The organism is Shimia sp. R11_0 (genome assembly GCF_017744035.1).
Taxonomy (GTDB): domain Bacteria; phylum Pseudomonadota; class Alphaproteobacteria; order Rhodobacterales; family Rhodobacteraceae; genus Shimia; species Shimia marina.
Genome location: NZ_JAGHQY010000006.1, coordinates 117,957 through 133,597 on the forward strand (window position 1 = coordinate 117,957; position 15,641 = coordinate 133,597).

Consider the following 15,641-nt stretch of genomic DNA (forward strand, 5'->3'; position numbering starts at 1 on the left):
TGCAACGCAGACACAGCCAACTCAATCAAAATCGCGCTTCCGGGAGGGGGAAAACCATGCAAGATGGCGCATCCATGGCAGAGGGACATCCGCTCTGCCCGCTGTGTCACCGCCCCATTCCACCGAAGGCCCGCCAGTCACGTCACCACCTGATCCCCCGCCTGCGCGGCGGCAAAGGTGGGCCAACAGTCCTATTGCACCAGATCTGTCACAACGAAATTCATGCAACGCTGAGCGAAACGGAACTCGCACAGCATTTCAACACCGTAGAGACCTTGCGCGCCCATCCCAGACTGGCCAAGTTCATCAAGTGGGTGGCAAAGCGCCCTCCGGCGTTTCATTCCAAAACACCGGGGGCCCGACGCAAGCGCTAAGGCCTACTCATAATGTTTGTTGCGGGACATTTTGCCGATGCCCGGGTTCATGCTGTTGGTGGGATCCATAGCCTTATAGAATTGCGCAAGGCTGGGCTTGGCAGGATAGAGATGGCCCACATTGTGCTCCGCCGGGTATTCCGCCCCGCGCTGATCCAGAATTTTCAGCATCGCGGCTTTCAACGCCTTTGGGTCACAGCCTTTTTTGACAATATAGTCCTGATGCAGCACGTGGCACATGAAGTGGCCATAGTAGAGTTTGCTGACCAGTTGATCGCTGATCTCGGGTGGCAGGGTTTCAAACCAATCTTCATCATTGCGGCGCAGGGCAATATCGAGCGCGATGATATCTTCCACCTCTTGGCTATGGACATTCATGTAACGCACCGCAGCCCCAGCGGCCGCAAAGCGCAGAAGTCCCGCCATTTTGGCTTCGCGTGCATCACATTCAAAGAAGTCCAGCGCACCATCCGCTTGTAGATCAGAGAGCAGGCGGCGCGCCTCTTCAATGCCGCCATCCCGCATCTTCAGAATCAGGTGGTGCGGATAGGCCTCTCGGAAGGCACGCATGCGTTTGGGCACCACATTGGGCCAGAGGCGGGCGGCAAATTGCATGAATTTATCAGTGAAATTGGCGAGCCCCGGCAGATTTTCCAGACGGGCATCCACCGCGCCTTTCAGCGCAAAGAAGGTCGGCAGGCGATCCGTGCCCAGTTTATCGATCATCACCATTGTGTCTTTGCCATAGACGTCCGAGATGTCGAACACCTCTTCATGCAGATATTCGGCCGAAACTGGCAGCGTGGCGAAATCTTTCAGGATGCGGCGGCGCAGATTGCCCAGCGCGGCAGTGCCGGAGGCGCCAACGTAAAAGGTCTTCTCCGCATCGTTTTTGGCGTAGGTGTCCAGACGCACTGCAAAAACACCCAGCTTTCCTGCGCAGCCTGCGGCCTCATAGAGCCGGGATTTTTCTGCGTTGAAACGCGCCGGACTTGGCGCATCCACATCCCGCACCCGCTGTGCATAATCCGTAGCAGAGGCGCGACGGTTGTCATCCACGATGTCTTCGGGCCGGTAGGAGCCGTTCTGCAGATTGGTCAAAATCTCTTCGGGGGTTTCACCAAGCGCGATGCCCAAGTGATTCACCAGTTCCAGATGTCCTTCTTTGGTGATCTGAGCGAAAAGAGAGAGCTCCGTATAGCTGGGCCCGCGTTCCACCAATGAGCCGCCGGAATTGTTACACACGCCGCCCACCACAGAGGCCCCGATACAAGAGGAGCCGATCAGGGAGTGCGGCTGACGGCCAATGGGATCGAGCAATTTTTCCAGCTTGAACAGGGTGGACCCGGGAAAAGAGACAACCTGCGTGCCATCTTTGATCAGCTGAATGTCATCCATGCGACGGGTGTTGATCAGCACCACATCCCGGTCATACCGCCCCTTGGGCGTGGACCCCTCTGTCAGCCCAGTATTGGCGGCCTGCATGATGACAATCATATCGGCGGCCACACAGGCCTGCAACACCTTCCACTGCTCCAGCAGCGTGCCGGGCTGCACAACGGCGAGCGCCTCGCCTTCACCAGATCGGAACCCTTTTCGAAAACGTTTGGTGCGGCGCTCTCCGGTGAGGACGTTGCGCTTACCAACAATTTCGCAGAGCTGGGTGATCAAAGTGCCTTCGGCCATGACATGCCTCTCAAGAATTCCATTTACGCCACAGGGCTGGCGCGTAACTGCCCTGCGTGCGTTGGTATTGGTACGGCTGAGCGTGAAGGGTCAAGACGTTACGTCACTTTATGCTGCACAGCAGCGATCATAACGTGCACAACCTCACCCCACACAACCCTAGCGTTTTCTCATGCACAGAAGTGCCTCATTTAAACGCACATTGCCTTGATGCCCTGCGCGATCTCAGGCTTAGCCGCCAAAGTATCAACGGCAATCTCCCGCGCCACATCAAGCAAATCTTCGGCAGGCACAATACGCTCTATCAGACCAAAGGTCAGCGCCTCTTCTGCGGTGAGTTTCTGCCCGCCCATCAGCATCAATTTGGCACGTGCCGGGCCGATCAGAGCCGCAAGCCGCGCCGGATCAGAGGGTTGCGGCAGGAAGCCAAGCTTCATAACCGGATAGAAGAACTTGGCATGCGGCGCGGCAAGACGCAGATCACAGGCCAGCGCCATCCCATTGGCCCCGCCTGCCAATGTGCCGTTCAGCGCGGCAATGGTCAGCCCTGGCAGCGCTGCAACAGCCGCAGATAAACGCTCCCAGACGTCGCTCGTCGCCAGACCCGCGCGGGCTTCCTCAAGGTCCGCGCCTGCGGAAAACACCTTGCCCGCGCCGGTGAGCACAAGCGCGCGTGCCTCCTGCGCTCCCTCAGCAATCTCTGCCAGCTCTGTCAGCATGGCCTCGGTCAGGGAATTTGCCTTATCCGTGCGATTGATGGTGACAACCCAGAGACCGCTTTCTTCTTTCGTCAAATCAATCATATCAGCCCCACCTTGCGCCGAATGTCTTCGTCTCTGAGGGAAATTTCATCCCCAAGCCAAGCGTCCGCCGCCTCTGTGCACATCCACATCAAGCATTTGGCCGGCCATTCCGGCGGGATGTGATCACTCCAGTCAAGCTGGCTGACCGGGTTGATGCCGCTGGCCTTGATCTCGCGCTGCATCTGCGTGGCCACGGTGCCCGGGCTGAGGCCAATGGCACGAATGCCTTTGTCGCCTGCTTCTTTGTGCACACAGCGGGTCAGCATGTTGGCAGCCGCTTTGGAGGCGCAATAGTGGCTCCAGGCTTCTACCGGACCATGCGCCGCACCGGAAGAAATGGTGAGAATGGTGCCACCCCCTGCGGCCTCCATCACCGGCATCACCGCACGCATGCCATGAAAGACACCTTTGAGATTGATGTCGATCACATATCCCCAGTCTTGCGGGTCGGCTTCTGCCATATGCGCGATGGGCTCAACGACGCCTGCGTTATTGATCAGAACATCGACACCGCCGAATGTCTGCACAGTCGTGTCGATGGCCTGCGCAACCTCTGCGTAGTTGGCCACATCACAGCTCAGCGCCAGGGCATTTGGGCCAAGATCTTCGGCCAAAGCCGTGATCGCCTCTGCGCTGCGCGCCAGCAGGACAACATTGGCCCCCGCCTCGGCAAAAACCCGCGCAGCAGATTCTCCGATCCCGCGGCTTGCGCCGGTGATGACTACGGTTTTTGACTGCCAATTCTCCATCAGATCCTCACTATTTGCGCCTTTGGTACAGGTTTCAGTCATTGGGGTAACCTGCGCCATACTGCTCGTCCAGCCTCTTGCATTTGACAAGCTCCGGGCCTTGACCCTGCCCAAGGTTCAGCGGAAGTTAGGGCAACGTTTTTGAAAAGGTAAGCTTCCACATGCAGATAGCATCCTCCCGTATTTTTACGAGTACCGCTCTTGCCACCGTATTTTGCGCACAGAGCGCCTTTGCCGATGTGAGCGCCAGCGATGTCTGGGAAAACTGGCAGAGCTACATGAGCTCTTACGGCTATGAAATCTCTGCAAGTGAAGCCCAATCTGGTGACACGCTGACCATTTCCGATCTGGTTATGAATATCCAGATGCCGGAAGAAGCTGGCAAGATTGATATGGAGTGGGGCACGCTGACCTTTGTGGAAAACGGCGACGGCACGGTCACGATCTCCCTGCCCGCCTCCCAGCCGATGGTCTTCCGCTCTGACAGCCCGGCAGAAAAAGTATCTGCGACCATGGATGTCGCTACGGATCTGACCATGGTGGCCTCTGGCGACAAAGACGCGCTGAAATATACGCACACAGCCGATGCTCTGAAGATCGCCGTCACCGAACTGGTGGTGAATGACGAAAAGATCGAGAATGTGGACATTGCCATGGCTGTTGCCGGCATGTCAGGTGAATCCGAGTTGTTGGTTGGCGAACTGACAAAGAGCCGCGGCACCTCGACCATCGAGACAACCGATATTACCGTGAAAGGTACAGATCCTGAAAGCGGTGCGGCATTTGATTTTGCCGCGACGCTCAGCGGTTTGAAAGCCGATGTGGATTCAGCCTTTCCAGAAGGGGCCTACAGCGCGGATCCCATGGCGTTTTTTGCGCCGGGTATGATGCTGGTTGGGGGGTACACCTTTGACGGCATGACCGTGGCGGGCAATTTTGAGGAAGATGGCGCGCCGGGCTCCGTCGCTGTGGAAAGCGGCGGTGGCAGCTTCAACATCGACATGAGCGACAGCAAGATGGCCTATGACGGGCGTCTGGGCAATATGACCATCAACGTCGCCGGGGCCGACATCCCTGTGCCGATCGATGTGAGCTTTGGCGAATTTGGCTATGGGTTCTCCCTGCCGATTGCTGCGGCCGAGGCGGCGCAAGACTTTGCCTTCAACCTGACACTGGCGGATCTGGAAATTTCCGAATTGCTTTGGGGCATGTTTGACCCGGCACAGGTACTGCCGCGCGATCCGGCCACTCTGGTGGTGGATCTGGTGGGCAAGGGCACCGTCCTGCAAGATCTCATGACGCTGGATGAAACCACAGATGAGATGCCCGGAGAGCTTAATGCGCTGACCATTCGTGATCTGCGCCTGAATGCCGCTGGTGCCAGCGTGGAAGGCAGCGGGGACTTCGTGTTTGACAATACGGACCTTGAGAGCTTTGACGGCCTGCCACGCCCAGAAGGTGCGATTGACATCAAGATCGACGGTGTGAATGGGCTGATGGACAAGCTGATCCAGATGGGGCTTCTGCCGGAAGAGCAGGCCATGGGCGCACGCATGATGATGTCCATGTTCACTCAGCCTGGCGAAGGCGACGACAGCCTGACCTCCAAGATCGAAGTCAACGAACAGGGCCATGTGCTGGCCAATGGCCAGCGTCTGAAATAAGTGCTGCGACATCCAAAATCTGGGCCCTGCCAGTCCCTGGCGGGGCCTTTTCTTTGACCTGCGGCCAAGCGTTTCAAGGAGCGCCCCCAAAAGGTCAGCTTTTTTGCCCTTCCCCTACTGGACCTTGTGGAAGGGCCCGCCTAGTCTTCGCGTGAGTTCAAGAGGGGGAAGGCACCATGGCCACCGGCACCAATATCCGCACGTATTTTAACGGCAGCTGGCATGAGGGCGACGCCCCTATCATTCGGGCGGCAGATCACGGGGCGTGGCTGGGCTCTGCGGTGTTTGACGGTGCGCGTCTGGTCAATGGGCTGACCCCGGATCTCGACAAACACTGTGCGCGCACCAATCGCTCCGCTGAGGCCTTGATGCTGACGCCGACAGTTTCCACCGCGGACATGGTGGAGATCGTAAAAGAGGGGCTGAAAGCTTATGCGCCCGGCGCCGCAGTGTATATTCGCCCGATGTATTGGGGCATTGATGGCGATGTGACCGCGATCATGCCCAGTGCGGAAACCACTGGTTTTGCAATCTGTCTGGAAGAGATCCCTATGGCCGCGCCGGAAGCTGCCGCCACGCTGACCAAGACACAGTTCCGCCGCCCGGTTCTGGAAAGCGCGGTGGTGAACGCCAAAGCCGGCTGTCTTTACCCCAACAACGCGCGCATGCTGCGAGAGGCCCGGATGAAAGGCTTCTCCAACACGCTGACCTGCGATGTGATGGGCAATGTGGCAGAAACCGCCACGGCAAATATCTTTATGGTGCGGGATGGCGAAGTGTTCACGCCTGTGCCCAATGGCACCTTTCTGTCGGGCATCACCCGCGCACGCCATATTGAGAACCTGCGCGCAGATGGTGTCACTGTGCATGAAACCGTTCTGAACTATGCTGATTTTGAAGCGGCGGATGAGGTGTTCATGTCTGGCAATATGAACAAGGTCACCCCGGTCAGCGCCTTTGATACGCGTCAATATCAGACCGGTCCAATCACCCGCCGGGTGCGCGAGCTCTATTGGGACTGGGCTGCGTCAAACGCCTAAGGCACTGCGCCAAGACCTCCGATCAAACAGTCGCAAAAAGCCGCAACCGTAACAAGAGCGGTTGCGCGCCTCTTGGTCACGCGGCATGATCCGAGCAAAGGGAGTGCCGAAATGCGCAAGTTTCTCGTGGTGTTGGATGAAAGTCGTGAATGCCTGAACGCAATGCGGTTTGCCGCGATGCGCGCCGCCCATACGGGGGGCGGTGTGAAGATCCTGTCTGTGATCCCTCCTGAGGAATTCAATCACTGGATCGGCGTCAGCGATTTGATGCGTGAAGAAGCGCGCGAACGGATCGAGGTGCACTATGAGGTTTTTGCCAAATGGATGCGGGACCGGCAGGGCGTGGACCCGGAATTGAAAATTCGTGAAGGCGAACCCGTGGGAGAAATCCTGTCGGAAATCAAAGAGGATGCCGAGATCGGCGTGCTTGTGCTTGGCGCGGGCAATGATCGCAAAGGCCCCGGACCGCTGGTCTCTCAATTGTCACGCAATTCGGGCAGTCTGCCTGTGCCCATCACCGTGGTGCCCGGAGATTTGACCAAGGAACAGCTCGAAGCGATCACCTGAGGCGATCCTTGGGTTTTGAGGCCTTGATCTATTTTAGAATGACTCTAAACCTTGACTAATGCCCGGTGTGGGCGCATATCCAGAGCGATAGGAAAGGTCTGCCCATGTTCATTCAAACGGAATCCACCCCGAACCCTGCAACGCTGAAGTTTCTCCCCGGCCAGACCGTTCTGGAAACCGGCACGGCGGATTTTCCGTCTGCTGAAGGGGCCGCGGCCTCCCCGCTTGCCACGCGGATCTTTGCGGTAAATGGCGTGAGCGGCGTGTTTTTTGGCAATGATTTCGTGACGGTGACCAAAGCCGAAGGTGTTGAGTGGGACCATGTGAAGCCCTCCATTCTGGGCGCCATCATGGAGCACTATCAATCGGGCCAACCGGTCCTGGCAGGCGACAGTACCGCGCCGTCCGGACATGCTGAACATACCGGTGAAGACGGCGAAATTGTCGGACAGATCAAAGAGCTTCTGGATACTCGCGTGCGTCCAGCCGTGGCGCAGGATGGCGGCGACATCACCTTCCACGGGTTCGATCGCGGTGTGGTCTACCTGCACATGCAGGGTGCCTGCGCGGGCTGCCCCTCTTCCACACTGACCCTGAAAATGGGCATTGAAAACCTGCTGCGTCACTACATTCCGGAAGTGACCGAAGTGCGTCCTGTGGCGGTGTAATCCCCCCTCATGTCTGCACCTCTGATTTTGAGCTTTGACACATCGGCCGCGCATGTCGCGGCCGCTTTGCTGTCTGGAGAAACCCTCGTCGCCCTCAAAGTTGAGGAGATGAAACGCGGGCAAGCAGAGCGTTTGATGCCCATGCTGGAGGAGGTTCTGGCGGAAGCCGGTAAGCAGTTTGCGGATCTGGATGCGATTGGCGTTGGCATTGGCCCCGGCAATTTCACCGGCATTCGGATTTCTGTGAGCGCGGCCCGTGGGCTGGCCCTGGGGCTCGGCATACCAGCGGTGGGCGTAAACAGTTTTGATGCAATAGAAGCCTCACTAGAGTATCCGGCAGCACCCGTCATTCCGGGACCGCGTGGGCAAGGGTACATCTGGCCTAAAGGTGAGACCCCTTATCTGGCGACGCAGGACGAATTGATCGACATGATGGAAGATGGCGCCCTGGCCACGCCAAAAGCGGACAGTCTGGTGGAGCAGATCGCAAGACTTGCCGCGCAGCGCTATCAAAACAATCCTGCGCGTCCAGCCCCCCTTTACATCAAGCCTGCAGATGCAGCGCCGCCCAAAGACCCCGCGCCGGTGATTTTGCCGTGACACCGGAAACCATGGCGCGGATCTACGCCGCCGCATTCCCCGACAGCCGTGCTTGGAATGCCGATGAAATAGGCGACCTGCTCAGCAGCAATCTGGTGTTTGCGACCCACAATTCCGTGGGTTTTGCCCTTGGACGGGTGGTGGCCGGGGAGGCTGAATTGCTGACCATCGCGGTTCAGCCAGATCAGCAAGGTCTTGGAAACGGACAGAAATTGCTCACAGCATTTGAAACCGAAGCGCGCAGGCGCGCGGCCGACTGCTGCTTTCTTGAAGTGGCTGAGGACAATACGATTGCACAGCGTCTCTACCTACGCGCTGGCTACGAAGTTTGTGGCACCCGACCCGGCTATTATACACGCGCTGATGGGCAGCAAATCGCTGCAAGCCTCCTGAGAAAGACGTTAAACTGAGCACAGGTCTGATTCGGAAGATCGCCCACTTGGCCAAATGGTCAAAATTTGGTTGACCCTTTCGACATCAAACGCCTTAGATAGACGATGATCTGGCGGGATCTGAAAAACAATCAGACGGGACGGCGTCTAGCCACAACACCCCACCCGCTCAACACTGGGAGACATTTATGAGCCTGATGCACAAATTCCTCGGCGCCGCGGCAGCCGCAGCCCTCTCTGCAGGTGCAGCCCTCGCTGAACCCGCGCTGATCTTTGACCTCGGCGGCAAATTCGACAAATCCTTCAACGAAGCGGCTTTCTCTGGCGCGACACGTTGGGCTGAGGAAACCGGTGGCTCTTTCCGTGAAATCGAACTGCAATCCGAGGCACAGCGCGAGCAGGCGCTGCGCCGTTTCGCAGAAGCCGGTGCAAACCCGATTGTGATGACCGGCTTTGCCTTTGGCAACGTGCTGAGCGAAGTGGCACCTGATTACCCTGATACAAAATTTGCAATCATCGACATGGTTGTAGATGCGCCAAACGTGCGCTCTGTGGTGTTCAATGAGCACGAAGGCTCCTATCTGGTGGGCATGATGGCGGCACAGGCCTCCAAATCTGGCACCGTGGGTTTCATCGGCGGTATGGATATCCCACTGATCCGCAAGTTCGCCTGTGGCTACGTACAGGGCGTGAAAGCAGTGAACCCAGACGCCACCGTGATCCAGAACATGACCGGCACCACCCCTGCCGCATGGAATGACCCGGTAAAAGGCTCTGAACTGACCAAAGCGCAGATCAGCCAAGGCGCCGACGTTGTCTATGCAGCGGCAGGCGGCACCGGTGTGGGCGTGCTGCAGACCGCAGCGGATGAAGGCATCCTGTCTGTTGGCGTGGACAGCAACCAGAACCACCTGCACTCCGGCAAGGTCCTGACCTCCATGATGAAGCGTGTGGACAACGCTGTTTATGAAGCCATGACCGCAGGCGTGGACATGGAAACCGGCTTCAACGTGATGGGCGTGGCCAATGGCGGCATCGACTACGCGATGGACGAGCACAATGCGGCGCTGGTCTCTGCTGATATGAAAGCGACTGTTGACGCGGCCAAAGACCAAATCGCTTCCGGCGAACTGGCTGTGCACGACTACATGTCCGACAACAGCTGCCCGGTCGAATAAGATACATCCGGGAGATACCCGGAGCTCTATTGAAGGGGCCGTGCCATTGCGGTACGGCCCCTCCTGCATAAAAGGGGGACCAGTAATGCTATCTTCCATGACCGCGTTTTTCGCCGCCTGGAGCGAGACGGATGCGGCCAAACGGGCCGATGTGCTCCAGAGCACCATAGCAGAGACTTTCTCCTATTGTGACCCCAATACCGCCGAGAGCATCGGCGACCTTGAGACATTGAACAGCTATATTGGCCTGTTCATCCAATATGCCCCCGGCGCTATCGCGGCGGTGGTCAACTGCAGCGCAACACAAAGCCACCATCGAGTGACAGTTGCGTTTCGCATGGCTGACGGCAGTGAAAAGCTGGGCCAATATTTTGTCGAACTTGATGCCGAAGGGCGCGCCACGCGCATGGTCGGCTTCGCAGGACTGGGAGAGCCTGAATGACGGCGCCAGCCATTGAACTCAAAGGCATATCCAAAGCCTTCGGCCCTGTTCAGGCCAACAAAGACATCTCGATTTCGGTGCAACCGGGCACCATTCACGGCATCATCGGCGAAAATGGCGCGGGGAAATCCACGCTGATGTCGATCCTTTATGGATTTTACAAAGCCGATGCCGGGGAGATTTTCATCAAAGGGAAAAAGACCCTGATCCCGGATAGCCAGGCCGCGATTGCTGCGGGCATTGGGATGGTGTTTCAGCACTTCAAACTGGTAGAGAACTTCACGGTTCTAGAAAACATCATTCTGGGGGCCGAAGATGGGACCATGCTCAGCACGTCATTGAGTAATGCGCGCCGCGAGCTGAAACATCTGGCTGAGGAATATGGGCTGAATGTGGATCCCGATGCGGTGATCGAAAACCTCTCCGTGGGCCATCAGCAGCGTGTGGAAATCCTCAAAGCGCTGTATCGCAAAGCCGAAATTCTCATTCTGGATGAGCCTACTGGCGTGTTGACCCCCGCAGAGGCAGATCAACTGTTCCGCATTCTGGACCGGCTGCGCGCTGAGGGCAAAACAATCATCCTGATCACCCACAAACTGCGGGAGATCATGGAATACACCAACACCGTTTCGGTGATGCGGCGGGGGCAAATGACCACAACCGTCAAAACCGAAGAGACTTCACCTGAGCACCTGGCGGAACTGATGGTGGGGCGCAAGGTTTTGCTGCGCGTGGATAAAGCGCCTGCGGAACCGGGTGCAACCGTGTTGGACATCACAGGTCTGCGCGTGGTGGACGACAAAGGCGTGGAACGGGTCAAAGGCATCGATCTTGCGGTGCGCGCCGGAGAAATTGTCGGGATCGCAGGCGTTGCAGGGAACGGGCAGTCAGAATTACTGGAAGTTCTGGGCGGATTTGCCGAAGGGACTGGCACGATCCTGATGAATGGGTCGGAAATACCGCTGAGTGGTCACGATGCCGATGGACAGACCCGGCGTGCTGTGGGCATCAGCCATGTGCCGGAAGACCGCCAGCGCGAGGGGTTGATTATGGAGTTTTCCGCCTGGGAAAACACCGTGTTTGGCTATCACCACGCGCCGGAAATTCAAAATGGCCTCTTGATGGACAACAAGGGCATTTTTGCCGAAGCCGAAGCCAAGATGGAGCGGTTCGATGTCCGCCCGCCAGATCCCAAACTGGCTGCAAAGAATTTCTCCGGGGGGAACCAGCAGAAGATCGTTCTGGCCCGTGAGATCGAACGCAACCCTGATCTCCTGCTGATTGGTCAGCCGACGCGCGGTGTGGATATCGGCGCAATTGAATTCATTCACCAGCAGATTGTGAATCTGCGCGATCAGGGCAAAGCCATCTTGCTGGTCTCTGTAGAGCTCGATGAAATCATGTCACTTTCAGATCGGATCGTGGTCATGTTTGACGGTCATATCACCGGTGAACGTGACCCTGGACAGACCAATGAAAAAGAGCTGGGCCTGTTGATGGCCGGGATCACCGATACCTCCGCTGTTGCAGGCAACGGCAATACCACCACCCCTGAACAGGAGGTCCACGCCGATGGATAAGATGCCAAAATGGGCTGACATCGTCCTGATCCCCCTTATCTCGCTTCTATTGGCAGCCTTTTTCTCCGCGCTTGTGATCTTGGCCATCGGCGAAAATCCGATTGAAGCGTTGAAACTGATGATTGACGGCGCGCTGATGCGTTCGGCTGGCTGGGGCTACACGCTTTACTATGCCACCAACTTCATCTTCACGGGCCTTGCGGTCTCGGTCGCGTTCCACGCGCGCCTGTTCAACATCGGCGGCGAAGGCCAGGCGATGCTGGGTGGCCTCGGCGTGGCGCTGGTGTGTCTCTACATCCCTTGGCCCCATTGGTCTTTGTCGATCCTCGGCGCCTCTGTAGGTGCGGCGCTGTTTGGCGCGCTTTGGGCGCTGATCCCGGCCTATCTGCAGGCCAAACGTGGCAGCCACATCGTGATCACCACCATCATGTTCAACTTCATTGCTGCGGCACTGTTGAACTATGTGCTGGTGGAAATGCTGCGGCCTGTGGGCGCGATGGATCCGGCTTCCGCCAAATTCCCAGAGGCCACCCACCTGCCATCGTTTCAGGATATGTTCTCCACCGCAGAAACACCCATGTTCCGTGGTGCCCCGGCAAACGTAACCTTCTTCCTCGCCCTGATTGCCTGCTTTGTGGTCTGGGCTCTGATCTGGCGCACCCGGCTTGGCTATGAAATCCGGGCCTTTGGCCAGTCTGAAACCGCTGCAAAATATGCAGGCATCAGCCCGGTGCGCATCACGGTGATCGCCATGCTGATCTCCGGTGCGCTGGCAGGCATGATGTCGGTCAACACCACTATGGGGGAAAGCGAGCGTCTGATCCTCAACAGCACCGAAGGCGCAGGCTTCATCGGCATCGCTGTGGCGTTGATGGGCCGCAACCACCCCTTTGGCGTGTTGCTCGCCGCGATCTTGTTCGGCTTCCTCTACCAGGGCGGTGCAGAACTGGCGCTCTGGACCAGCATCCCGCGCGAGCTGATCGTGGTGATCCAGGCTCTGGTGATCCTCTTTACCGGGGCGCTGGACAATATGGTGCGTCACCCGCTTGAGAAACTCTTTATCGCGCTGCGCCGGAGGAACGCCTGATGGATTTTCTGACACTGCTTCAGGTGCTGGACACATCTGTGCGTCTGGCCACCCCTCTGCTGCTGGCCTGTCTTGCGGGCCTCTATTCTGAACGCTCCGGCGTTGTGGACATTGGGCTTGAGGGAAAAATGCTGGCCGCTGCCTTCTTTGCCGCTGCATTCGCTTTCTATTCCGGCAATGCCTGGGTGGGGCTGCTTGCGGGTGTGGGTGCCTCTATTGTGCTCTCCATCATTCACGGGCTGGCCTCGGTGACGTTCCGGGGCAATCAGTTGATCTCTGGTGTGGCGATCAACTTTCTTGCGGCTGGGCTGACCGTTCTAGCGGCGCAGAGCTGGTTCCGGCAAGGCGGGCGCACGCCGCCGCTTGAAGGCGCGGCGCGTTTCAATCCCATAGAGCTCCCTTTTGCAATCGGTCCAAGCGACGCTGCCGCAGCCGAGCGCCCGCTGAGCCAGTTGATTGCAGAGGCTGGCCCGCTTGAGCAGTTTTACTCCGAGCTGATCTCTGGCCATTCCATTCTTGTGTATCTGGCGTTGCTGACTGTTCCGGCGACATGGTGGCTGCTCTTTCGCACCCGCTTTGGATTGCGTTTGCGCGCCGTGGGGGAAAACCCTGCGGCGGTCGATACGGCCGGGGTCTCTGTTGTGTGGCTGCGCTATGGGGCGATTCTGATCTGCGGGATCCTATGCGGTGTGGCAGGGGCCTATCTCTCTTCGGCCCTGCAGGCTAGCTTCGTGAAAGATATGACTGCTGGGCGCGGTTTTATCGCGCTGGCCGCGTTGATCTTTGCAAAATGGCGTCCGGTCTATGCGCTCTGGGCCTGTTTGTTGTTTGGTTTGTTTCAAGCGCTGGAACTGCGCCCAGACATCATTGAAAACCTCACGGGTGTGAAGGTGCAGGTCCAGCTACTTGGTGCCTTGCCCTATATCCTGACCGTGGTGATCCTTGCCGGGTTTGTCGGCAAGGCGATCCCGCCAAGGGCCAGTGGCGAACCCTATATCAAGGAACGCTGACATAAGGCCGGACAAATAAGTCCAGTTTCTTGTCAATGATCTGTCCTGCCAGCGTTTTATCGACGCTGGCAGGTTGCTTTTGAGGTCTGTGTGGCGCTATCAAAAATTATGCAGATCTATCTCCCCATTGCCGAAGTCTCCGTAAACGCCTTTTTGCTGCTCGGCCTGGGCGGGATGGTGGGCATCTTGTCCGGCATGTTTGGCGTGGGTGGCGGTTTCTTGATGACGCCGCTGCTGTTTTTTATCGGCATCCCCCCCGCCGTTGCCGTGGCAACAGAGGCCAATCAAATTGTGGCTTCCTCCTTCAGTGGCGTGCTCGCCCATCTGAAGCGCAAAACCGTTGATCTGAAGATGGGCACGGTGCTGCTGACCGGGGGGCTGATCGGGGCCGCGCTTGGTGTGGTTGTGTTCAACTACCTGAAATCACAGGGGCAAGTCGATCTGTTGGTACGGCTCTGCTATGTGGTTTTCCTTGGGGTCATCGGCTCTTTGATGTTTGTTGAAAGTCTGAATGCGATCCGCAAATCCCGCAATAATGCAGCCCCATCCAAACGCAAGAAGCACAATTGGGTGCATGGGCTGCCGCTGAAGATGCGCTTTCGGGTGTCTGGGCTTTATATCTCTGTGATCCCGCCTGTGATGGTGGGGATCCTTGTGGGGATTCTGTCTGCGATCATGGGTGTGGGCGGGGGCTTTATCATGGTGCCCGCAATGATCTACCTGCTGGGCATGCCCACCAAAGTGGTGGTGGGCACCTCACTGTTTCAGATCATTTTTGTCACTGGGTTCACCACGCTTTTGCATGCCACGACAAACTACACAGTGGATATCGCGCTGGCCGTGCTTTTGCTGGTTGGGGGCGTGATCGGGGCACAGATTGGCACCCGGCTTGGCACCTATCTGAAGGCTGAGCAGCTGCGCATTTTGCTAGCACTTCTGGTGATGCTTGTTTGTGGAAAACTGGCGCTGGACCTCTTGATCGAACCAAGCGAGCTGTTTTCCATTGGCGCGGCAGGGGGGCATTGAAAATGCGGTTTCTAGCGCTCTGTCTCAGCCTGATCGCCACGTCTGTGGCCAGTGAAGAGGTTGTACTTGGCTTAAGCCAGGATCAGGTTGCCATCACCACCAATTTTGACGGATCAGAGATCCTGCTGTTTGGCGCGGTCAAGCGAGAGGCCCCTATCCCCGAAGAGCCACTTGACGTGGTAATCGCGGTTTCCGGCCCTTCAGGCCCGCTGACCGTGCGCCGGAAGGAACGCAAATTCGGCATATGGGTGAACACGGATGCGGTAGAAATTGACGCCGCGCCCAGCTTTTACGCCGTTGCCACATCGGCCCCTTTCGAAGAGGCGATCTCCAATGTGGAAGACCAACGCCACAAAGTGTCCATCCCCCGCGCAATCCGCTCGGTTGGCGCGCCGATGGATGTGGAAGATGCACAGGCGTTCAGTGAGGCGGTGATCCGCATCCGCACAGCTGAGGGGGCCTATCAGCTGCATGAAAACGCGGTGCAGGTGGATCAGCAGACACTGTTTCGCACTTCGATCAAAATGCCCGCCAATCTGACCGAAGGGGATTACCCAACACGGATTTTTCTGACCCGAAATGGTCAGGTGGTGTCGCAGTTTGAAACCATGATCAACGTCAACAAGGTGGGTTTGGAGCGTTGGCTCTTTGACCTGTCACGCAATCAACCGTTGATTTACGGACTTATGTCATTGGCGATTGCCATTGCTGCAGGCTGGCTCGCCTCGGCGGCCTTTCAGGTGTTGCGCCGCAATTGAGGCGCAGACACCGGACT

17 protein-coding genes are annotated in these 15,641 nt (G+C 57.6%); 14 read left to right on the top strand and 3 right to left on the bottom strand.

Annotated features, from left to right (window positions below; genetic code table 11):
• Positions 1–56: 56 nt before the first annotated feature.
• Positions 57–374, top strand: coding sequence for an HNH endonuclease (locus J7382_RS13905; RefSeq protein ID WP_247745013.1), 318 nt, complete (start codon positions 57–59; stop codon positions 372–374).
• Positions 375–377: 3 nt separating this feature from the next.
• Here J7382_RS13905 and dld read toward each other — a convergent pair whose 3' ends face one another.
• The 3 genes from dld to J7382_RS13920 all read right to left on the bottom strand — a co-directional run bounded on the left by dld (position 378) and on the right by J7382_RS13920 (position 3,612).
• Complete coding sequence (gene dld / locus J7382_RS13910) at positions 378–2,060, bottom strand: D-lactate dehydrogenase (protein WP_209069642.1); 1,683 nt, start codon at positions 2,058–2,060, stop codon at positions 378–380.
• A gap of 191 nt (positions 2,061–2,251) precedes the next feature.
• Positions 2,252–2,863, bottom strand: coding sequence for an enoyl-CoA hydratase/isomerase family protein (locus J7382_RS13915; protein ID WP_209069643.1), 612 nt, complete (start codon positions 2,861–2,863; stop codon positions 2,252–2,254).
• The gene (locus J7382_RS13920) at positions 2,860–3,612 is read right to left on the bottom strand and encodes an SDR family oxidoreductase (RefSeq protein ID WP_209069736.1); all 753 of its coding nucleotides are present in this window, start codon (positions 3,610–3,612) and stop codon (positions 2,860–2,862) included. The genes J7382_RS13915 and J7382_RS13920 overlap by 4 nt, the downstream gene beginning before the upstream one ends.
• A gap of 161 nt (positions 3,613–3,773) precedes the next feature.
• Between J7382_RS13920 and J7382_RS13925 the strand changes: the two genes are divergently transcribed.
• From J7382_RS13925 to J7382_RS13985, 13 genes are all read left to right on the top strand, one after another.
• On the top strand, positions 3,774–5,276 hold the full coding sequence (locus J7382_RS13925) for a DUF2125 domain-containing protein (protein WP_209069644.1): 1,503 nt from the start codon (positions 3,774–3,776) through the stop codon (positions 5,274–5,276).
• A 176-nt stretch (positions 5,277–5,452) separates the two neighbouring features.
• Positions 5,453–6,316 carry a branched-chain amino acid aminotransferase gene (locus J7382_RS13930; protein WP_209069645.1) on the top strand — a complete coding sequence of 288 codons (864 nt, stop codon included), beginning with the start codon at positions 5,453–5,455 and terminating at the stop codon, positions 6,314–6,316.
• Positions 6,317–6,427: 111 nt separating this feature from the next.
• Positions 6,428–6,883, top strand: a complete 456-nt coding sequence (locus tag J7382_RS13935; RefSeq protein WP_058238442.1) for a universal stress protein — start codon at positions 6,428–6,430, stop codon at positions 6,881–6,883.
• Between the two features lie 104 nt (positions 6,884–6,987).
• Positions 6,988–7,551, top strand: a complete 564-nt coding sequence (locus J7382_RS13940; protein ID WP_209069646.1) for a NifU family protein — start codon at positions 6,988–6,990, stop codon at positions 7,549–7,551.
• 9 nt (positions 7,552–7,560) lie between these two features.
• Complete coding sequence (tsaB, locus tag J7382_RS13945) at positions 7,561–8,151, top strand: tRNA (adenosine(37)-N6)-threonylcarbamoyltransferase complex dimerization subunit type 1 TsaB (protein ID WP_209069647.1); 591 nt, start codon at positions 7,561–7,563, stop codon at positions 8,149–8,151.
• Positions 8,148–8,561, top strand: a complete 414-nt coding sequence (rimI, locus tag J7382_RS13950; protein ID WP_348540032.1) for a ribosomal protein S18-alanine N-acetyltransferase — start codon at positions 8,148–8,150, stop codon at positions 8,559–8,561. Before tsaB ends, rimI begins: the two co-directional genes overlap by 4 nt.
• A 170-nt stretch (positions 8,562–8,731) precedes the next feature.
• Positions 8,732–9,721 (top strand): BMP family ABC transporter substrate-binding protein, encoded by a 990-nt coding sequence (locus J7382_RS13955; RefSeq protein ID WP_209069648.1) that lies wholly within the window; start codon positions 8,732–8,734, stop codon positions 9,719–9,721.
• 85 nt (positions 9,722–9,806) lie between these two features.
• Positions 9,807–10,163: a molecular chaperone GroEL gene (locus tag J7382_RS13960; RefSeq protein ID WP_209069649.1), complete on the top strand. Its 357-nt coding sequence runs from the start codon at positions 9,807–9,809 to the stop codon at positions 10,161–10,163.
• Positions 10,160–11,743, top strand: coding sequence for an ABC transporter ATP-binding protein (locus J7382_RS13965; RefSeq protein ID WP_209069650.1), 1,584 nt, complete (start codon positions 10,160–10,162; stop codon positions 11,741–11,743). Before J7382_RS13960 ends, J7382_RS13965 begins: the two co-directional genes overlap by 4 nt.
• Positions 11,736–12,830, top strand: a complete 1,095-nt coding sequence (locus J7382_RS13970) for an ABC transporter permease (RefSeq protein WP_209069651.1) — start codon at positions 11,736–11,738, stop codon at positions 12,828–12,830. Before J7382_RS13965 ends, J7382_RS13970 begins: the two co-directional genes overlap by 8 nt.
• Entirely contained in the window at positions 12,830–13,840 is a 1,011-nt protein-coding gene (locus tag J7382_RS13975; RefSeq protein ID WP_209069652.1) for an ABC transporter permease, read from the top strand. The genes J7382_RS13970 and J7382_RS13975 overlap by 1 nt, the downstream gene beginning before the upstream one ends.
• A gap of 108 nt (positions 13,841–13,948) precedes the next feature.
• Entirely contained in the window at positions 13,949–14,866 is a 918-nt protein-coding gene (locus tag J7382_RS13980; protein ID WP_209069653.1) for a sulfite exporter TauE/SafE family protein, read from the top strand.
• 2 nt (positions 14,867–14,868) lie between these two features.
• Positions 14,869–15,624 (top strand): TIGR02186 family protein, encoded by a 756-nt coding sequence (locus tag J7382_RS13985; protein ID WP_209069654.1) that lies wholly within the window; start codon positions 14,869–14,871, stop codon positions 15,622–15,624.
• Positions 15,625–15,641: the final 17 nt, after the last annotated feature.